At 62.7% G+C, this 21077-nt stretch carries 11 protein-coding genes and 2 rRNA genes (1 of these 13 running past the window's edge); 10 read left to right on the top strand and 3 right to left on the bottom strand.

The genetic code is table 11. The annotated features are described in order from the left end of the window. From AB8808_RS19835 to AB8808_RS19820, 4 genes are all read left to right on the top strand, one after another. Positions 1 to 2345: ribosomal RNA gene (locus AB8808_RS19835) — 23S ribosomal RNA — on the top strand; it begins 540 nt to the left of the window's first position. A 124-nt stretch (positions 2346 to 2469) separates the two neighbouring features. After that, positions 2470 to 2584: ribosomal RNA gene (rrf, locus tag AB8808_RS19830) — 5S ribosomal RNA — on the top strand. Between the two features lie 617 nt (positions 2585 to 3201). After that, positions 3202 to 4800 (top strand): ExeA family protein, encoded by a 1599-nt coding sequence (locus tag AB8808_RS19825; protein ID WP_369931231.1) that lies wholly within the window; start codon positions 3202 to 3204, stop codon positions 4798 to 4800. A gap of 2 nt (positions 4801 to 4802) precedes the next feature. Further along, the gene (locus AB8808_RS19820; protein ID WP_369931229.1) at positions 4803 to 5486 is read left to right on the top strand and encodes a rhomboid family intramembrane serine protease; all 684 of its coding nucleotides are present in this window, start codon (positions 4803 to 4805) and stop codon (positions 5484 to 5486) included. Here AB8808_RS19820 and AB8808_RS19815 read toward each other — a convergent pair. Both AB8808_RS19815 and tfpB read right to left on the bottom strand, forming a co-directional pair. Further along, positions 5475 to 6221 (bottom strand): glutamine amidotransferase, encoded by a 747-nt coding sequence (locus AB8808_RS19815; protein ID WP_369931228.1) that lies wholly within the window; start codon positions 6219 to 6221, stop codon positions 5475 to 5477. The two genes, AB8808_RS19820 and AB8808_RS19815, sit on opposite strands and share 12 nt — an antisense overlap. Beyond that, the gene (tfpB, locus tag AB8808_RS19810) at positions 6218 to 8035 is read right to left on the bottom strand and encodes a type IV pilus assembly ATPase TfpB (protein WP_369931227.1); all 1818 of its coding nucleotides are present in this window, start codon (positions 8033 to 8035) and stop codon (positions 6218 to 6220) included. The genes AB8808_RS19815 and tfpB overlap by 4 nt, the downstream gene beginning before the upstream one ends. A gap of 66 nt (positions 8036 to 8101) precedes the next feature. Between tfpB and glyQ the strand changes: the two genes are divergently transcribed. Both glyQ and glyS read left to right on the top strand, forming a co-directional pair. Further along, positions 8102 to 9019, top strand: a complete 918-nt coding sequence (glyQ, locus tag AB8808_RS19805) for a glycine--tRNA ligase subunit alpha (RefSeq protein ID WP_036139073.1) — start codon at positions 8102 to 8104, stop codon at positions 9017 to 9019. Beyond that, the gene (gene glyS / locus AB8808_RS19800) at positions 9009 to 11153 is read left to right on the top strand and encodes a glycine--tRNA ligase subunit beta (protein ID WP_369931226.1); all 2145 of its coding nucleotides are present in this window, start codon (positions 9009 to 9011) and stop codon (positions 11151 to 11153) included. The genes glyQ and glyS overlap by 11 nt, the downstream gene beginning before the upstream one ends. Before the next feature lie 67 nt (positions 11154 to 11220). On the opposite strand, the gene AB8808_RS19795 is transcribed toward glyS, so the two are convergent. Then, positions 11221 to 11829: a helix-turn-helix domain-containing protein gene (locus tag AB8808_RS19795; RefSeq protein ID WP_369931224.1), complete on the bottom strand. Its 609-nt coding sequence runs from the start codon at positions 11827 to 11829 to the stop codon at positions 11221 to 11223. A 724-nt stretch (positions 11830 to 12553) separates the two neighbouring features. Between AB8808_RS19795 and AB8808_RS19790 the strand changes: the two genes are divergently transcribed. From AB8808_RS19790 to AB8808_RS19775, 4 genes are all read left to right on the top strand, one after another. Further along, complete coding sequence (locus AB8808_RS19790; RefSeq protein WP_369931223.1) at positions 12554 to 15601, top strand: TonB-dependent receptor; 3048 nt, start codon at positions 12554 to 12556, stop codon at positions 15599 to 15601. Positions 15602 to 16092: 491 nt separating this feature from the next. Further along, complete coding sequence (locus tag AB8808_RS19785; protein ID WP_369931222.1) at positions 16093 to 19155, top strand: TonB-dependent receptor; 3063 nt, start codon at positions 16093 to 16095, stop codon at positions 19153 to 19155. A gap of 320 nt (positions 19156 to 19475) precedes the next feature. Next, on the top strand, positions 19476 to 20324 hold the full coding sequence (locus AB8808_RS19780; RefSeq protein ID WP_369931220.1) for a DUF1481 domain-containing protein: 849 nt from the start codon (positions 19476 to 19478) through the stop codon (positions 20322 to 20324). A gap of 345 nt (positions 20325 to 20669) precedes the next feature. Next, a complete protein-coding gene (locus AB8808_RS19775) occupies positions 20670 to 21053 on the top strand; it encodes a hypothetical protein (protein WP_369931219.1) in 384 nt (127 codons plus the stop codon). The last annotated feature ends 24 nt before the right edge of the window (positions 21054 to 21077 follow it).

The following is a 21077-nucleotide window of genomic DNA, read 5'->3' as shown; positions in this document are numbered from 1 at the left end:
GCGTACCTTTTGTATAATGGGTCAGCGACTTACTGTCAGTGGCAAGCTTAACCGTATAGGGGAGGCGAAGGGAAACCGAGTCTGAATAGGGCGAATAGTCTCTGGCAGTAGACCCGAAACCGAGTGATCTATCCTTGACCAGGTTGAAGGTGCGGTAACACGCACTGGAGGACCGAACCCACATCTGTTGCAATAGATGGGGATGAGTTGAGGATCGGAGTGAAAGGCTAAACAAACTCGGAGATAGCTGGTTCTCCTCGAAAGCTATTTAGGTAGCGCCTCGTGCGAACACTGTTGGGGGTAGAGCACTGTTATGGCTAGGGGGTCATTGAGACTTACCAAACCATGGCAAACTCCGAATACCAACACGTGATACACGGGAGACACACGGCGGGTGCTAACGTCCGTCGTGAAAAGGGAAACAACCCAGACCCGCAGCTAAGGTCCCAAAGTCATAGCTAAGTGGAAAACGATGTGGAAAGGCATAGACAGCCAGGAGGTTGGCTTAGAAGCAGCCATCCTTTAAAGAAAGCGTAATAGCTCACTGGTCGAGTCGGTCTGCGCGGAAGATTTAACGGGGCTAAGCTATGCACCGAAGCTCGGGGTGTACAGATTTTGATCTGTACGCGGTAGAGGAGCGTTCCGTAGGCCTGTGAAGGTGAGTCGTAAGGCTTGCTGGAGGTATCGGAAGTGCGAATGCTGACATGAGTAACGATAAGGGGGGTGAAAAGCCTCCCCGCCGAAAGCCCAAGGTTTCCTCGCGCAACGTTCATCGGCGCAGGGTGAGTCGGCCCCTAAGGCGAGGCAGAAATGCGTAGTCGATGGGAAGCAGGTTAATATTCCTGCACTTTTCTACAGTGCGATGTGGGGACGGAGAAGGTTAGGTCTACCAGGCGTTGGTTGTCCTGGGGAAAGGCGGTAGGCATGATTCTTAGGCAAATCCGGGAATCTTTATGCCGAGCACCGAGACGAGTCCTATGAGGACGAAGTGACTGACACCACGCTTCCAGGAAAAGCCACTAAGCTTCAGCTGTAGAAAAACCGTACCGCAAACCGACACAGGTAGGCAGGGTGAGAATCCCAAGGCGCTTGAGAGAACTCGGGTGAAGGAACTAGGCAAAATGGCACCGTAACTTCGGGAGAAGGTGCGCCCCTTGGTGTGGTCACGTGCGTGACTGAGCATCGAGGGGTCGCAGTAACCTGGCCGCTGCGACTGTTTATCAAAAACACAGCACTCTGCAAACACGAAAGTGGACGTATAGGGTGTGACGCCTGCCCGGTGCTGGAAGGTTAATTGATGGGGTCAGCCGCAAGGCGAAGCTCTTGATCGAAGCCCCAGTAAACGGCGGCCGTAACTATAACGGTCCTAAGGTAGCGAAATTCCTTGTCGGGTAAGTTCCGACCTGCACGAATGGCGTAACGACAGCGGCGCTGTCTCCACCCGAGACTCAGTGAAATTGAAATCGCTGTGAAGATGCAGCGTTCCCGCGGCAAGACGGAAAGACCCCGTGAACCTTTACTATAGCTTTACATTGAACGTTGAGTTCTTCTGTGTAGGATAGGTGGGAGGCTATGAAACCGAGACGCTAGTTTCGGTGGAGCCATCCTTGAAATACCACCCTGAAGTGCTTGACGTTCTAACCTAGGTCCGTAATCCGGATCGGGGACCATGTATGGTGGGTAGTTTGACTGGGGCGGTCTCCTCCCAAAGAGTAACGGAGGAGCACGAAGGTACGCTCAGCGCGGTCGGACATCGCGCACTGTGTGCAAAGGCATAAGCGTGCTTGACTGCGAGATCGACGGATCAAGCAGGTACGAAAGTAGGTCTTAGTGATCCGGTGGTTCTGTATGGAAGGGCCATCGCTCAACGGATAAAAGGTACTCCGGGGATAACAGGCTGATACCGCCCAAGAGTTCATATCGACGGCGGTGTTTGGCACCTCGATGTCGGCTCATCACATCCTGGGGCTGTAGCCGGTCCCAAGGGTATGGCTGTTCGCCATTTAAAGTGGTACGCGAGCTGGGTTCAGAACGTCGTGAGACAGTTCGGTCCCTATCTGTCGTGGGCGTTGGAGATTTGAGGGGGGCTGCTCCTAGTACGAGAGGACCGGAGTGGACGTTCCGCTGGTGTTCGGGTTGTCATGCCCATGGCATTGCCCGGTAGCTACGAACGGAAGTGATAACCGCTGAAAGCATCTAAGCGGGAAGCACGCCCCAAGATGAGATCTCCCGAGAGCTAGACTCTCCTTAAGGCACCATCAAGACTAGGTGGTTGATAGGCACGGTGTGGAAGTGCAGCAATGCATTGAGCTTACGTGTACTAATGAGCCGTGAGGCTTGACCATATAACCCCAAGACGCTTCACCGTCTTAATCTCTTAACTCGCTGTTCGATTACAACCCGGACGCTTGTCACTCGTTTACACCCTCTGTGGAGCCGGCGCTCGAAAAGCGCTGCTCCCACCCCTTCCCTGGCGGCCATAGCGGCGTGGTACCACCTGATCCCTTCCCGAACTCAGAAGTGAAACGCGCATGCGCCGATGGTAGTGTGGCTCAAGCCATGCAAGAGTAGGTCACCGCCAGGGGCTTTATCTAGAAGGCCTCCCCATTGGGGAGGCCTTCGTCTTTGTCGAACCGTTGCTGGTGTGCCCAAGGGGCACGACCCGCAACAGGTCACCGCCAGGGGCTTTATCTAGAAGGCCTCCCCATTGGGGAGGCCTTCGTCTTTGTCGAACCGTTGCTGGTGTGCCCAAGGGGCACGACCCGCAACAGGTCACCGCCAGGGGCTTTATCTAGAAGGCCTCCCCATTGGGGAGGCCTTCGTCTTTGTCGAACCGCTGCTGGTGTGCCCAAGGGGCACGACCCGCAACAGGTCACCGCCAGGGGCTTTATCTAGAAGGCCTCCCCATTGGGGAGGCCTTCGTCTTTGTCGAACCGCTGCTGGTGTGCCCAAGGGGCACGACCCGCAACAGGTCACCGCCAGGGGCTTTATCTAGAAGGCCTCCCCATTGGGGAGGCCTTCGTCTTTGTCGAACCGTTGCTGGTGTGCCCAAGGGGCACGACCCGCAACAGGTCACCGCCAGGGGCTTTATCCTAAAAACCCAGTCTCATTTGAGGCTGGGTTTTTTCTTGCTTAATTTCCTTTGAAATCATGTCTGATGACCCGATCACCCATGCCGGGCGATCGGCTACATTAGGCACCATGTATCTACAAACCTTCGGGCTGCGTGAGCCTCCGTTCGGCGATGCACCGGATGCGCGTTTTGCGTGTCTGTTTGCGCGCGAACGCGATGCCCTCGCGCATGTCGAATACCAGCTGGTTTCCACGGACACCAGCATTACCCTCATTACCGGGGACGCCGGCGTCGGCAAGAGCCTTCTTTGCGTGCTCATCGAAGCCGATGCGCCCAACCACGGCGTGAAGGCCGTTCGCCATGGTGCCGACGACTACGCGCTGGGCACGATCGCCTGGCTTCGCTCCATGTATGCGGGATTCGGGCTGCCGCTTCCGCTCAGCGCCGAGGCCAACACCGAAGCTCATCTGGTCGACGGACTGGCCGCTGGCCTGGGTCGCTTGCTGCAACATGTCAGCCGGCGCTTCCTGCTGATCCTGGACGACATCCATCGCATGCCGGACGGCATGCTCGCCGCGGTAGAGCACCTGCATGCCGCTTGCGAACAGGCTGGCACGCCCTTCCACCTGGTGTTGGTGGGACTGCCCGGCGCCGACGAACGGCGTGCCGGTCCGCAGGTTGCCGCCCTCATGGCCCGGGTGACCAGCCGCCTGACGCTGGTGCCGTTGACGGCCGAGGAAAGCGAGCGGTATGTACGTCATCGCCTGCACGTAGCGGGTGCTTCCAACATGCCGTTCAGCCGGCTGGGCCTGCGCAGCTTGCGCGACGACGGGAAAGGCAATCCCCGGCGGCTCAGTGCCCTGGCTCAGCGTGCTCTGGAGCGGGCTGCCGAGCGTGGCGAACGTTCGATCGGCGAGCGAGCGCTCGGTTTCGTCTCGCGAGAGGTCCTTCCACAGCACGCGCGTTACTGGCTGCGCCGTTACCGGAAAGCCATCCTCGTGGCCGGTGCGATCCTCGCCGTCGTGTTCGTGGGCGGTGTCGCTACCTGGTTCCTGTCAGGCCGCAGCCCGTCTCGTCCGAAGAACCTGGTAACCGCCACGCCGGAACAGGCGCTGGAGAAGTTCCGTGATGCCTTGCCTCCGGCGGACGTCGGAAAGCTGCGTGTATGGAGCGAGCTGCTTGCGCGTTGGCAGGTCACCTCGAAAGAAACGTCGGTCGCGACGGCCATGGCCTGCGATGCCGTGATCTTCCCTGGGTTCGCCTGTGTCAGCGGGCGTGGTTCGCTGGATCAACTTCGCCGTTTCGATCGCCCGCTACTGCTCGAGCTGGACGAAGCACACGGGCGGCAGGAAGTGCTTCTCGTCGGCGCCGGCGATGAGGACGTACGCCTGTATCTTGGAGGCAAATACGTCGAACTGACGCGAGACGTCTTCGAACGCGTGTGGAACGGTCGCTTCTACGCCGTGTTCCGCACGGATCCGTCCATGCCGGCAAAGCTTGCTCGGGGTGACACCGGGCCGGGCGTCGGCTGGCTGTTGAGCCACCTGCCCGCGGAGGGGGCGGGTGCGGTGGCGCCCACCACATTCGATCGCGGTGTCCAGGCACGGGTGCTTGGCGTGCAACAGCGCTTCGGCATCGCCGCCGATGGTGTCGTCGGTCCGGAGACCATGTTCGCCCTGTCGTCGCTCGAAGCCGAAGGTCCGCATCTCGCCCGCGGCATTCCTTGACCATGTTCGTCCACGTGGACACACGTCGGCGGTCGCGCCTGTGCTGGGCGACCATGCTGATCGTGGTGGTCTGCGTCGTCAGCTTCGTGGGCCTGGCACTGGCCGGTCGGGACGAGCGCACGCTGATCATGCGGCACTGGGGGACAGTGCCGGCGCACCTGTTCGGGACCGGTTTGCCGCTGTGGCAGCAGGTCAGCGATCCCGCGCTGCTGCGGTTGTTCACGGCCACATTCATCCACGGAGGCTGGCTGCACCTGGTCAGCAACCTGCTGTTCCTGGTGATCTTCAGCCTGCCGGCCGAGCGTAGCCTCGGTTCGCCGCGCTTCCTGCTGTTGTTCCTGCTCGGGGGCGTGGTCGCGAACCTGATCGGCGCCATCTCGCTCACCGGTGCACGCGTGGCGATCATCGGCTGCAGCGGTGCGGTGTCGGCCGTGGTTGGCGCCTACGTCACGCTGTTCCCTCGCGCCAAGCTCGGGCTGGTGCTGCCGCTGGGGCTGTTCCTGGAGTTCGTCCGGGTGCCCGCCTTCCTGCTGATCGGCATCTGGGCGCTGGTGCAGTTGCTTTTCAGCTATGCCGGCGCCAGCTACGGCGCCGTGGTCTGGTGGACCCACATCGGTGGGTTCCTCTTCGGCATCGTGTTCGCATTCGTCTCGCGCGGCGCCATCGTTCGTCGCCTACGTAACTGAGGGGGCCTCTTCCGGTCGCGATGCATGCAGGTGTTCGCGTACGAAGCCGCGCAGCAGTCGCGTCGCATGCGGCGTAGGTACCACGGCCGCCAGCATCTGCACCGGTGCCAGGCCTTCCCGGTCGAGCACGTCGTGGCGTCGCCGGATATAGGCGCGCATGACTTCGGCGGAAAACTCCGGGTGGAACTGCGTGCTGGTGGCGTGCCTGCCATAGCGGACGAGGTGGTGCGGATCGCGTTGCGATCCCGCCAGCGAGACGGCGCCGCGCGGCAGCTCCAGCACGCTCTGTTCGTGGGTTGCATGGGCCGCGAAGGTCTGGGGCAGCGCCGCGGCGAGCGGGTCGCCTTGCACCTCGCCCCGCAGGGTGACGGGGATCGTGCCCATCTCCCGCCCGCCGGGCAGGTAGTCGACGCGCCCACCCAGCGCATGCGACATCAGCTGGTGCCCGTAACAGACACCCAGCAGCGGCAATTCCACGTCCATGGCATTGCGAATCCAGCCGGCCGTGCGCTCACTCCACGGCAGCTTCTCCGTCACCATCGATGCGGAACCGGTCAGCACCGCACCGGCGATGTCGCGAGGGTCCGGCAAGGCATCGCCGTTTTCCGCATCGACGATGCGGATATGGGGAGAGCGCAGGCGCAGCCCCAACTGGAACCAGCGGGGGAAATCACCATGGCGCGCGCTGATGACGTCGGGCGCGCGGCCGGTGCGGACGATGATCAAGGGCTTCATGAGTTGGACGTATCTTCGATGTCGCTGGGGGGGAGGACGTTGAGCACTTCCCGCACGGTCGTGATGCCGGCGGCCACCTGTGCCGCGGCGGAGATGCGCAGTGGCTTCATGCCCTCGCGCAAGGCGGCCGCGCCGAACCGGCCCAGGTCGAGCTCCGCGGAAATCAGGCTGCGAAGGCGTCCCGTCATCGGCATCATCTCGTAGACGCCGGTGCGGCCCAGGAACCCCGTCTTGCGGCATTCCAGGCAACCCACGGGCGCGAACACGCGCTCCGGCAGCGGGATGTCCCAGCCACGCGTGACGACGCGCCATTCGTCCGGATCCTGGGCGGCCGGCTGCTTGCAATGCGGGCACAGGGTGCGGACCAGTCGCTGTGCCACTACGCCGCTGAGCGTGGACTGGATCAGGTAATGCGGCACGCCCAGGTCGAGCAGGCGGGTGACCGCGCTGGGTGAGTCGTTGGTGTGCAGCGTGGACAGCACCAGGTGGCCGGTCAGCGAGGCCTGGACGGCCATCTGCGCGGTTTCCAGGTCGCGGATTTCGCCCACCATGATGATGTCCGGATCCTGGCGCAGCAAGGTGCGCACGCCCGCCGCGAAATCCAGGTCGATCGAGGCCTGCACCTGCATCTGGTTGAGGTCGGGCGAGACCATTTCGATGGGGTCTTCCACCGTACAGACGTTGAGCTCCGGCTTGGCCAGGTGCTTCAGCGTGGAATACAGGGTGGTGGTCTTGCCCGAGCCCGTAGGGCCGGTGACCAGCACGATCCCGTGAGGGCGCTCCACCATGCCGCGCCACACCCGGTCTTCCTCCGCCGAAAAGCCGAGCTGCGAGAAATCCTTCATGACCAGGTCGGGATCGAAGATACGCATCACGACTTTTTCGCCGAAGGCCGTCGGCATGGTCGATATACGCAGTTCCACCTCACGGCCGCCGGCGGAACGCGTCTTGATGCGACCGTCCTGCGGGCGGCGCTTTTCGGCGACGTCCATGCGCGAGAGGATCTTGACGCGTGCGGTGACCGCCGTCATGACCGGTGGCGGCAACTCGAACACCTTCTGCATCACGCCGTCGATGCGGAAGCGCATCTGGCCGGCCTCGCGGCGTGGCTCGAGGTGGATGTCGGAGGCGCGTTGCTCGAAGGCGTATTGCAGCAGCCAGTCGACGATATGCACGACGTGGCGATCGTCCGCGCCCAGTTCGCCGCCCTTGCCCAGTTCCACCAACTGCTCGAAGTTGATGATCTTCGAGGTGGAGTCCTGGCCCTTCGCGTCGACCGCCAGCTGGATCGAGCGTTGCACGCCGTAGAACTCGAGCAGGTAGCGGTTGATGTCGATCGGGTTGGCGACCACGCGGCGGATGTCGCGCCGGAGCATCTGGCCGAGATCGTCGGCCCAGCTGGTATCGAAGGGCTCTGCGGTGGCGAAGGTCACTTCATTGGCGGTGGCCGCTACCGGCAGGATCCGGTGGCGCTGCGCGTAGGCGTTGCTGACCACCTGCGTGACCTGCGCCACGTTGACCTTCATCGGATCGATCTTCAGGTAGGGCAGGTCCGCCTTGCCGGCCAGCCACTCGACCAGGACCTCCAGGCTCAACGGACGACCGGGGTCGCGACCATTGTCCAGCTTCGCGCTGGAGACCACGACCAGGGGATGCAGTTCGATGGCCGACCGGCCGCTGCGGGAGCCGGTGCGCACGCGCTTGGCATCGTCGGCGCCGACATAGCCGTCCACCATGAGCGCGGCGAGCACCTCTTCGAGTTCCAGCCGGCCACGGCGACCCAGGAGGGCGGCGTGCTGCGGATTGACTGCCATCAGGTCCAACCCCGTGTTCAATACTACGCCGCTATACTAGCCCGCTTTCTCAAGGACTCGGGAACCATGTCCGCGCCCACTTTCCAAGACGTGATCCAGACCCTCAACCGCTATTGGGCGGACCAGGGCTGTGTGCTGGTGCAGCCGCTCGACACCGAAGTCGGCGCGGGCACCTTCCACCCGATGACCTTCCTTCGCTCGCTCGGACCGGAGCCCTGGGCCGCCGCCTACGTGCAGCCCTGCCGACGGCCCACGGACGGTCGCTACGGCGACAACCCGAATCGCTTGCAGCATTACTACCAGTACCAGGTAATGCTGAAGCCGAACCCCGACAACATCCTCGACCTGTACATCGGCTCGCTGAAGGCGCTGGGCATCGATCCGCTGGTGCACGACCTGCGCTTCGTCGAGGACAACTGGGAGTCGCCGACGCTGGGTGCCTGGGGTCTTGGCTGGGAGGTCTGGCTCAATGGCATGGAAGTCACCCAGTTCACCTATTTCCAGCAGGCCGGTGGCCTGGAATGCCGGCCCGTCACGGGCGAGATCACCTACGGGCTCGAGCGCCTGGTGATGTACCTGCAGAACGTCGACAGCATCTACGACATCGTCTGGGCGAATGCCCCGCACGGCGTGGTCACCTACGGCGATGTGTTCCACCAGAACGAGGTGGAGCAGAGCACCTACAACTTCGAGCACGCCAACGTGGCGGAACTGTTCCATTGGTTCGACGTGTGCGAGGGCGAAGCCGCCAAGCTGATCGAGGCGGGCCTGCCGTTGCCGGCCTACGAGCAGGTCTGCAAGGCCAGCCATGCCTTCAACCTCCTCGACGCGCGCCGTGCCATCAGCGTCACCGAACGCCAGCGCTACATCCTGCGCGTGCGTACGCTGGCCCGCAGTGTGGCCGAGGCCTACGTCGCCCAGCGCGAAAAACTCGGGTTTCCCGGCTTGAAGAAGAATGACAAGGAGGCCGTCCATGGCCGATAAGCGCCTGCCCCTCCTGATCGAACTGGGCACCGAAGAGCTGCCGCCCAAGGCCCTCGACGACCTTGCCGGCGCCTTTGCGCAGGGCATCGTCGAAGGCCTGCGCAAGCGCGGCGTAGCCGCCGGCTACGAGGCCGCGAAAACCTACGCTTCGCCGCGCCGCCTTGCCGTCTACCTTCCCGATGTGGCCGTGGCCCAGCCGGAGCAGACCGTGGAACGCCGTGGGCCGGCCGTGGCCGCCAGTCTCGCTGCGGACGGTACGCCGAGCAAGGCGCTGGTCGGTTTCGCGCAGTCCTGCGGTGTGGACGTGGCGGCACTGGAAAAGCTGGAAACGGACAAGGGCGCCTGGTTCGTCTTCCGCGCGGTGAAGCCGGGCCAGCCCACCGCCGCGTTGCTGCCGGAAGTGGTCGCCGAATCGCTCAAGGCGCTGCCGATTCCCAAGGCCATGCGCTGGGGTAACCGCGAGGACAGCTTCGTCCGCCCGGTCCACACGTTGCTGATGCTGCACGGCGCCGATGTGGTCGATGGCCAGGCCCTCGGGCTGTCCAGCGGGCGGCTGAGCAGCGGTCATCGCTTCCACCATCCCGAACCCGTGTCGGTGGCCGATGCCGACAGCTGGCTGGATACGTTGCGCCAGGCGCACGTGATCGCCGATCCGGCCGAGCGCCGCCAGCGCGTGGTCGACGAGGTGGCCCAGGTGGCCACCGGCGGCATGCCGCGACTGGGCGAGGGCCTGCTGGCCGAGATCGCCAACCTCACCGAATGGCCGGTAGCGATCGCCTGCACGTTCGAGCGTGAGTTCCTGGACGTGCCGCCCGAGGCGCTGGTCACCACCATGGAGACCAACCAGAAGTTCGTGCCGGTGTTTGCCGAGGACGGCCGCCTCACCGAGCATTTCATCGGTGTCGCCAATATCGAAAGCCGCGATCCCTCGGAGATCCGCAAGGGTTTCGAACGCGTCATCCGCCCGCGCTTCGCCGACGCCAAGTTCTTCTGGGACGCCGATCTTAAAACCCCGCTGGCCGACCACCAGGAAGGCCTCAAGTCGGTCACCTACCAGCAGTCGCTGGGTAGCCTGTGGGACAAGACGGTGCGCGTGGCCGAACTGGCCCGCGTGATCGCCAACCGCGTCGGCGTCGACGCGGGGCAGGCCACGCAGGCGGCCGCGCTGGCCAAGTGCGACCTGCTGACCCGCATGGTCGGCGAGTTCCCCGAATTGCAGGGCGTGATGGGCCGCTACTACGCCACGCGCCAGGGCCTGCCGGCGGATGTCGCCGACGCGCTGGACAGCTTCTACCAGCCGCGCTTCGGTGGCGATGCCATCGCCGCCGGCAAGGTCGGCCAGGTGCTGGCCGTGGCCGAACGCCTGGATACCCTGGCCGGTATCTTCGCCGTGGGTCTCAAGCCCAGCGGCAACAAGGACCCCTTCGCCCTGCGCCGCGCGGCGCTCGGGCTCGCACGCACGCTGATCGAGGCCGGCCTCGACATCGATCTGCGCGCCGCCCTCAGCGAAGCCTTCGAGCTGGTTCCCGAAGCGGCCCTGGTGGCCGGCGTGAAGCCCGGCAAGGACGGCAAGCCGCCCGCTGTCGACATCGGTGCCCGACGTCGCGAGCTGGGCGACGAGGTGCAGGCCTTCGTGCTGGAGCGCCTGCGTGGCTATTACGCCGACCAGGGCTTCTCGGCCGACCAGTTCGAAGCGGTGATCGCGGTGTCCCCGGCCACGTTGCCGGACTTCGATCGCCGCTTGCGCGCGGTGGGCGCGTTCGCGCGACGTCCCGAAGCGGCCAGCCTGGCAGCGGCCAACAAGCGCGTGGCCAACATCCTGCGCAAGCAGGCGGAAGAGGCCGGTGCCTCGCCTGTGCCCGCTACGGTGGATCCGGCGCATTTCGAGCTCGACGCCGAGCGCGCACTGCACGCCGCGCTGGACGCGGCGCGCGCCGAGACGAAGGGCATGCTGGCATCGGGCGATTACACGGGCACGCTGGCGCGCCTGGCGGCGTTGCAGGGTCCGGTGGATACCTTCTTCGACGACGTGCTGGTCAATGCCGACAACGCCGCGGTGCGCGGCAATCGTCTCGCGCTGCTGGCGCAGCTCAAGGCCACCTTCGGCGCCATCGCGGACATCTCGCGGCTGTAAGCCATACCAGCCCGCACAGGCCCCCGTCGCCGCTGGCGGCGGGGCCCTACTTATCGCTTATCGCCGATCAGGCGGCGGCCGTGGCCTGGTCGTCCGCCACGCGCGACATCAGCGTATGACGGAAGGCAATCATGCGATCCGCATAATCCGCTTCGCCCGACCGACCGAGGATGGAATACATCTCGGCCACCAGGTCGGCATGGCGCACGGGGGAGAACCGGCTGCCGGTCATCTCGATATCGGACTGCAGGAGCTTCATCGCCGCCGCGAGGCGGGAGGCATCCAGCGTGGCGGGCACCGGGCCCGACGCTTCGCGCCCGTCACGGCCGCGTATGGCTTCCGTGGTGTCGCTACGGACCAGCGCATCCTCGCCCGAGCCGTCCAGCATCATCGGGCCTTCGCCGGCGGCGAGCCAGACGAGGGAAAGGCCCAGTGTCTTGGCCATCGTGACGCAGCGCCCGCGCGATGGATCGGTGTTGCCGTCGCGCCAGCTGCGCACGACGCCTTCGGAAAAGCCGCAGCGTCGGGCGATTTCGCTGACGCTGCCGGACATCTTGATCACTGCCCGCACGCGGGTGGCGAACGACGACGCGACCGGCGTGACGTCGATACGTGCGGACTCTACGTTTTCACCGGCCGCATCGGCCATGACGGAGCCCCTTGAGTTGTAATTCATGCGCTTGGAACCTCGTGTCTGAGTGGATCGGCCCCCGGCCTTCCGCGATCCAACGCGCGGACCGTGTATTCGGTGTACAGCAACTTCCCTTCGAAAGCCTTTCTGCTGAGAAGTTTCTTAGGTAACACCATCCGCTGCCACTGGACTCGCCAGTGCGATCGCTGCGGCGCCTAACCGTCTGTTCCTTCTTGGGATGTTTGCCTGCCGGTACGAGGGCACGGGTGAGTGCGCGTCGATCCCCGGAACGTTGCAATCGGTATTTCATGCGTTATAGGGCGAATCGGCTCAGTCGGACTCGTCGCGGGGGGTGTCGAATGCGCAAAACCCTGCGTGGACACCCGTCAAATCCGGACTTTTCTCTAGGAATGATTCCTAGGAAAAAGGTGGGGTTTTCTTGCAAGGCCCAAAGGTCACACATGTAACTGATTGTAACGGCGCAGTTTTTTGCGTTGCCTATCACTTGCTATGGGAATAGCTGTCTAGCTACGTAAATTTTCCGTGAGATTTTCGTATTGCGTAGCGATGACAGCTTTGGATATACCTAATGCCAAGCCACGACAGTGGCGCTTCGGGGTGCAGGGTCCTTAGTAGGGGGCTCTGCTGTTGAAAGGGGATTTTTTCAGCCTCCGATCTCTCAGAAGCCTGGCGCAAGCCGGGCCGGGGTCGGCTTGCCGCTCGACGCGACCTATCGCGCTGACGGAATTTTTAATCGGGGAGATGCAAGATGAATTCGCGCCACAACCGCGCCGCCATGATGGGACGTCGCACCGCACTGGCCCTCGCCATCGGCCTGGGTACCGTGTCCGGTGCCGCTTTCGCACAGTCCACCACGGGTTCCATCTTCGGCCAGGTGCCGGCAGGTGCGGGCCAGACCGTGACCGCCACCAACGAGACGGGTGTCACCCGCACCGTCGCCGTGGATGCCGCCGGTCGCTACACCATCACGTCGCTGCCGCTGGGTAGCTACAAGGTGACGCTGAACAAGGACGGTGCCGCCGTCGATTCGCGTTCCAACGTCTCCCTGCGCGTCGGCGCCGGTACCGAAGTGGCCTTCGACGCCGCCGCCGCTTCCGGCACCTCGGCTTCGACCAGCCTGGAAGGCGTGACCGTCTCGGCCAACGCCCTGCCGTCGATCGACGTCAGCGCGGTCGACTCGCGCACCGTCATCACTTCCGAGCAGCTGAACAAGCTGCCGCTGGCGCGTACCGCCGAAGCCATCGCGCTGCTGGCGCCGGGCGCCGTGAGCGGCAGCTCGTTCTTCGTCGGCCCGACCGGTAACCCGCTGGTCTCGATCGCCGGCAGTGCCGTCACCGAGAACGCGTACTACATCAACGGTTTCAACACCACCGACCCGCTCAGCGGCTTCGGCGGTATCACCCTGCCGTACGGCGCCATCGACCAGCAGGAAATCCTCGCCGGCGGTTACGGCGCGGCGTATGGTCGTTCGTCCGGCGGCGTGATCAGCCAGGTCGGCAAGCGCGGCACCAACGAATGGCACTTCGGTGGCCAGGTGCTCTGGGAGCCGAAGGGCACCAAGGCCGACCAGATCAACTACTACCGCCAGGTCGGTGCGCAGGCCGGCGCGCTGTACGACGACAACCGCAACGACAAGAACTGGCGCACGACGTACTCCGCGTACGCCGGTGGCCCGCTGATCAAGGACAAGCTGTACATCTTCCTTGCCGCCGAGCAGGAGCGTCGCCAGGGCAGCCAGACCACGAGCATCGCTTCCCCGTTCGTGTACCAGCAGTCCTACCGTAACCCGAAGATCTACGGCAAGGTCGACTGGAACATCAACGACAGCAACATCCTCGAAGTGACCGGTGCGTCCAACAAGCAGGATTACGACGCGTCGATCTACAGCTACAGCTACGCGACCCAGCAGAAGGGTGCATACACCGGCAAGGACACCGCCGGCGCGCCGCTGAACAAGTCGGGTGCGAATCTGTACACGGCCAAGTTCACCAGCTACATCACCGACGACCTGACCCTGACCGCGCTGTACGGCAAGATGAAGGGCACGTACTACACCGCTGAGGGTGGCGATCAGTCCCTGCCGTCGATCATTACGGCGACCAACCAGGATCCGCTGATCACCGGCGGTGCCGCGATCAGCAACGCCAACCCGGCGGCGCAGACCAACAATCCGAACCATACCTCGACCAACACGAACTTCCGTGTCGACCTGAGCTATCACATCGGCGACCACACCATCGTGGCCGGTCTCGATAACCAGAAAGTGGCCGATAACGATGACGGCCAGAGCACGACGGGTCCGGGTTACGCCTGGGAGTACCTGAACACCGACGCGGGCACGCCCATCATCGGCACGCTGCCGACCGACGCCGCCTATGTCGCCCCCCCGGGTGGCCGTGGTTACTATGTCGCGCGTTATGTCTACAGCACCGCCGCGTCGGTTCGCACCACGCAGCGTGCGCAGTACATCGAGGACACCTGGCAGGTCAACGACCGCTGGATGCTGAAGCTGGGCCTGCGTAACGACCAGTTCACCAACTACAACCAGGACGGCCAGCCGTACCTGCGCCTGACCACGCCGCAGTGGGCCCCGCGTCTGGGCGCCACCTGGGACGTCAATGGCGATTCCAGCCTGAAGATCTACGCCAACGCGGGTCGCTACTACCTCGCGCTGCCGGCGACCGTCGCGCTGCGTTCCGCCGGTGCCTCGCTCTACACCCGCGAGTATTTCAACTACACCGCCATCGACGCCAACGGCATCCCGTCGGGCCTGACGCCGATCGCCAGCAGCACGGGCGGCCCGATCTCGGCCAACCGCGAGTACGGCATCCCGCGTGACCCGGCTACCGCCGCCGCGACCAACATCAAGTCGCAGTACCAGGACGAGTTCATCCTCGGCTTCGACGCCGCGCTGACGGACAAGTGGACCTACGGTGCCAAGGCCACCGTGCGCAAGCTGCGTAACTCGATCGACGATGTCGGCGACAGCGGCGCGATCGAGGCCAAGATGATCCGTTCGGGTATCGATCCGAACACCATCGGCGCCATCCAGGGCAGCTACCTGTTCAACCCGGGCCGTGCCAACACGTTCCTCGTGCCGAACACCAATGGCGGCTTCTACAGCGTCGACATGAACAACCAGGACTTCGGCTTCCCGCACAACAAGCGCAGCTACTACGGTCTCGAGATGTACCTGGACCACGCCTGGGACGGCAAGTACCAGGTCCGCTTCGACTACGTCTACTCCAAGAGCTACGGCAACTCGGAAGGCCAGGTCCGTTCGGACATCCGTCAGGACACGGTCTCGGCGACGGTCGATTGGGACTACGCCGAAGTCATGCAGTACGCCAACGGCGAACTGGCCAACAGCCGCAAGCACCAGTTCAAGGCCTACGGTTCGTACCAGCTGGCGCCGGAATGGCTGGTTGCCGCAAACATCAACATCGCCTCGGGCGCACCGAAGAGCTGCCTCGGCTTCTACGGCCCGAACCAGACGAACCCGAACCTCGGCTACGGCTCCTACTACCACTGGTGCGACGGTCAGCCGTCGCCCCCGGGTGAAGCGGGCCACAATCCCTGGACCTACATCGTCACGGGCAGCCTGGAATACCGTCCGGAATGGGCCGACAAGAAGCTGGCCTTCAACGTCACGGTGTTCAACCTGCTGAACCAGCGTAAGGAAACGCAGGTGTACCCGCTGCACGGCACCACGCAGCAGCTGAACCCGCGGTACGGCGTTCCCATCTACCAGACCACGCCGCGTTACGCTCGCTTCGGCATCAGCTACGACTTCTGATAACGCGCCGCGTATCGCACAACAAGAAAAAGACCGCGGGGGGCAAGGCTTTGCCCCCCGACGGTAAGGAAACGTGCTCCCCAGATCGCCTTCTTCCGCCTCCCGGACGAGGGCTTTTTTTTCGGAACTGTTTATTTCTCAAGCAAAAATGCCCTGATTTCCGCGAGTTGGCAGCCATACCTGAACGAGTTCCGCACTAGGAAAAACCCCTAGCCCGTGTAAATAATTTGTTGACACGGCAGTCGGGTCACGCCTATGTTCGGCATCGGCGATACCTGACTGACCCTTTCGTGAACCACGAAAGGCGAAGGGTGGGTTCCTCGTCAGGGCTTGTCAGAAGCTGGTCAGGGGTTGGCGTCCTCTCTGGGAGGAGTAGGGCGCTGGTATCACCCCTCGGATCCGAGCGACGGACAAGGCCATTTTTTTCCGGCCTTTGGTCGGTTTTGCTCGTTTTTTTGGGCCCTGTTAGGGTCGATCTGGGGAGATTTGCAATGAGTTCTCGCAGCATCCGGCAGGCTTCCGTCCTGCGTCGTTCGTCGCTGGCGCTTGCGCTGGCCATGGGCATGGGCCTCACGGGCAGCGCGTTCGCCCAGTCCACCACCGGTAGCCTCTTCGGTTCGGCCGAAGCCGGCGACACCGTTCAGATCACCAGCGGCTCCGGCGTGACCCGTACCACCACGGTCGGGCAGAACGGGCGTTACGGCTTCAGCAACCTTCCGCTGGGCACCTACAAGGTCAGCCTGATGAAGGGTGGCGCGACGGTCGATTCGCGCGACAACGTGGAACTCCGCGTCAACGCTGGCACCGATGTGTCCTTCAATGCCGGCGCAGCAGCCACTGCCGCGAATGCCTCGAACCTCGAAGGCGTCACTGTGGTTGGCACATCCACGCCGCCGATCGACGTCTCGTCGGTCGACTCGCGCACCGTCATCACCCAGACCCAGCTCAAGCAGCTGCCGCTCGGCCGTTCGGCCGAAGCGATCGCGCTGCTGGCTCCGGGCGTCTCGCCGGGTGCATCGGGTACCGGATTCGCCAGCCCCACCGGCCAGACGCTTGTCTCGTTCGGTGGCTCTGCCGTTACCGAGAACGCGTATTACATCAATGGTATGAATACCACCGACCCGGTGGCCGGCTACGGCGGCATGGCGCTGCCCTATGGCGCCATCGACCAGCAGGAAATCCTGACCGGCGGTTACGGTGCGCAATACGGTCGTTCCGATGGCGGTGTGATCAGCATCGTCGGCCGCCGCGGTACCAACGACTTCCATGCGGGCGGCCAGATCCTCTGGACTCCGGCGTTCGCCAAGGCCGATCCGATCAATGCCAAGTACCCGGGTAGCTCGGCCAACGATGGTCAGACCTATCGCTACCGTAACCTCAACAAGGATTGGGATGCGGTCTATTCGGCGTACGCCGGCGGTCCCCTGATCAAGGACACCCTGTTCGGTTTTATCGCGGTTGAGGGTGAAAAGCGCCAGGGCGACAACGTTGACCTCAGCTCGAAGAACCAGAACACGCAGTACACGTATAAAAGCCCGAAGCTGTATGCCAAGTTCGATTGGAACATCAATGACAACAACCTGCTCGAGCTGACGGGCGCCAGCTATCAGAACAATTACAGCGGCGACGTCTACGCTTTCGACAACGATACCCGTCGCACGGGCGCGTTCCAGTCGCAGGATACGACTCAGAATACCAAGCAGCGGATGTGGATCGCGAAGTACACGAGCTACATCACCGATGCCCTGACCCTTACCGCACAGTATGGCAAGCAGGACACCAAGCTCTACACGAAGCCGGGTAGCGCTGATCCGTCGCTCATCCACATCATCTCGCCGCAGCAGCAGAATCCGGCTTATACCGCTGGCTTCCCGCAGGGCATCACCAATGCCCAGAACCTGACGACGGTGCCCGATTCGAGGCACGAGAGCAAGGTGTCGAACTACCGCGTCGACCTGGCCTATGTGCTGGGAGATCACACCATTTCCGCCGGTATCGACAATCAGAACTCGCAGGACTTGAACGATGGCGCATCGGTGTATGCCGATGCCGGTTACATGTGGAGCTACGGTACGGTGGCAGCGGGTAGCGGCATCGCCAACGGCGCCGTCGACTCCCCGGTTGGCACGCCTTACTACGTGAGCCAGTACCGCCAGCAGACGGCCGCTTCGGTGCGTGTACGCCAGCGCGCGCAGTACGTCCAGGACGAATGGCAGGTCACGGATACCGTGAAGCTGTCGCTCGGCCTGCGCAACGACCAATTCACCAACTACAACGGTAGCAACGAGCCGTACATCACCCAGACGAAGCCGCAGTGGGCTCCGCGTCTTGGTGGTACGTGGGACGTGTTCGGCGATAGCACCTTCAAGGTCTACGGCAACGCGGGTCGTTACTACCTCGCCCTGCCGCTCGCACCGGCACTTCGTGGTGCGTCGGGCTCCACGCAGACCAATGTCTATTACTCCTACACCGGCATCGATCCGACCACCGGTTATCCGACGGGGCTCACGCCGCTCAATACAGTCAATGGCCCGGGCCAGCCGTATTCGTTGAACAACGAGTACGGTCAGGCGAAGGACCCCCGCATCGTCACAGCGAAGGGCCTTAAGTCCGAATACCAGGATGAATTCATCCTCGGTTTCGACAAGACCCTCGGCGACAACTGGGTCTACGGCGCCAAGGCGACCTACCGCAAGCTCGGCAACGCGATCGACGATTATTGCGACACGAATGACGATCCGGCGGGTCGCCTGCAGCAGCTGTTCACGGCAAGCGGTTCCGCGGTCGACCTCAAGCAGGCCGGCGTCAGCTGCTATCTGTTCAATCCGGGTCGTGCCAACACGTTCCTGGCGCCCAATGCCACCGGCGGCTTCGACAGCGTCGATGCGACCAACGCCGATCTCGGGTTCCCGCACCTGAAGCGTCATTACTACGCGCTCGAACTGCATCTGCAGCACGAGAAGGGTGATGGCAAGTGGTGGGGCAACGTGAGCTATGTCTACTCGAAGCTTTACGGCAACAGCGAAGGTCAGACCGATTCTGATGCCGGTACGCGCAGCGATCCGTCGGTCACCCAGGCATGGGACAACGCCCCGCTGATGGTGTATTCGAATGGCAAGCTCGCCAACGATCACACCCATGCGTTCAAGATATATGGCGCCTACGAGATCACGCCGGAATTGCAGCTCTCGGGCAACATCGCGATCATCTCCGGTGCGCCGCGTAACTGCTACGGCGGTTTCGGCCCCGGCCAGATCGACGCCGGTTACGGCACCGAGTCGTACCACTGGTGCGGTGGCCAGCCGTCGCCCCCGGGCGCGGTGGGTCGCAACCCGGTGACGCACACCGTCTCGGCGGCGCTTGCTTACCGTCCCTCGTTTGCCGAAGGCAAGCTGGCGTTCACGGCGGAAGTCTTCAACCTGCTCAACGAGCAGAAGAAGACCCAGTCCAATCCGTACTATGCAACCACGGATGCGCCGGAGCCGACCTACAACGTGCCGATCGCGTTCCAGATCCCGCGTTACTTCCGCTTCGGCGTCACGTACGATTATTGATCGTCGTGCCGTCGAACGTGGATAGCCGTTCCATGGCGGCTATCCACTCGAGAAACGCCACCCATCCGGGTGGCGTTTTTTTTGCATGGGAGCGGGTGACCAGGTCGCAATCGTGCTGGCGCCTGGCCGTTTCCGGCAAACCTGCCTTTCAACATGCCAACAGGGTCTCCTTTTACGAAAACTCAGGTAATTCCTCCCTTGACTTTTACAGGAGAGATTTTGCCGGTATGCTCCAAGGTTCCCCCGGGACGTGTTGCCGCGCCATGCGCGCGCGTATCGTCCGCGACCCAAATCCGTTTCGTTTCCTATGAGGTTCGACCATGCGCAGGATCTTCTTGTCGCTCGCTTCCGTGACTGCCCTGGCGCTTGCCGGCTGCGGTGGCGGCTCCGACAACAACGGCCAGCAGGCCGCCGCCGGTGGCAGCGACAATGCCGCTCCCGCCAATGCCGTCACGGGTAGCGTCACGCTGCGTGACGCGGGCGCGCAGCTGTCGCCGGATGCCAAGCTCGATCTGAAGCTGGTGGACGTCAGCGCCGAGGGCTCGCAGCCCCTGGCCACCAAGACTATCCAGCCGGTGACGCTGCCGCAGTCGTTCCAGCTCGATTTCAACGCGTCTGATCTCAACCCGAACGACATCTACATCGTCGAAGCGTCGCTTCAGGACGGTGAGCGTCACTATTCGTCGCCGTTGAAGACCCCGGTGCTGACCAAGGGTGCCAAGAACGTCGCCAACATCCAGATGGTGGGTGAAGCCACCCCGGGCGAGAAGGAGCTGAACGGCTTCAACAGCCTGAAGAAGAACATCGGCGGCCTGAAGATGACCCAGGGCACCGCGCTGAAGGAAGGCGAGTCGCGCGGCTGGCAGATCTTCAAGAAGGGCAGCGACGTGCAGTTCGTCATCGAACTGGTCGACTACGGCGACAAGGGCTTTACCTCGACCAACTATGCCTACAAGGATGGCAAGCCGTGGGTGATCGTCCAGGAGAAGAAGCCCAGCAAGGATGGCAAGCCGACCTCCACCGAGCGCGCGGGCTGGAACGATGCCGGCGAACTGGTGCTCAAGCAGAACGAGGCCGGCGGCAAGGTCGATGTGCTCAGCGACGACGCTGCTAACGACCTGAAGAAGCAGGCTGAAGCGATGTATTCGAAGGCTGGCGGCAAGAAGTAAGGCTTTCTTACGCCTCGAAGAGAACGCCGGCCGTGGGCCGGCGTTTTTCTTTGGACCTTCTTCATTTGCGCGTGATTGCATCCATAGCTGTCGCTATAGCAGCGATATGTGTACACGTCACCCCGCCACCACTTTCTCACGCGCAGAAAAATGTGCTGTGTAAGGTTTCCCTGACAGACATTAGGGCAATAAGGTAGGAAAGTTGAAAGTGCAGGGCAGGCAGCGGCATAGGTCAGTGGTAATGATCAATAGTCCGCTTTTGACGGCACTACTTGGTGCTGAATTGATTGCCAGGCCTGCGTCGCCTCTCTCCCCTATCAAATCTTTTGTCTATAGGAAGAACACATGATGTATACATGGTCAAAAATGGCTTTGACAGCTGCACTTTTGTTGGGCTTCGCAGGCTCGGCGAACGCACTTTCGCCTAACGCTACGTCCCGCAAATACTTCGACGAAAATGGCGCACTGGTAGGCCAGGACATCCGTCTTTGTAACGCCCTGACGTATCACGCGGGCAACACCCACACTGCTTATTTGATCACCGAAGAAGTAAATTGTGGGAGCAACCCAGGCCTGCGTTACATCGTTCCGGGGACCATCATCACCCACTATACATTGCCAGGATTTCTTTCCATAAGTGCAGCCTGTGGCATTGCAGAATGCAGTTCTGCGGGGGCTGCTGAGCCCGACATGCTTAACGACAAGGGCTGGACATGGGTCAATCCCTGAATAGCTTTTGGTAATTGACGCATT

Source organism: Xanthomonas sp. NCPPB 2632, assembly GCF_041228075.2.
Lineage (GTDB): Bacteria > Pseudomonadota > Gammaproteobacteria > Xanthomonadales > Rhodanobacteraceae > Luteibacter.
The sequence above is the reverse complement of the archived record's forward strand: the minus strand, read 5'-3'. Positions and strand labels throughout refer to the sequence as shown.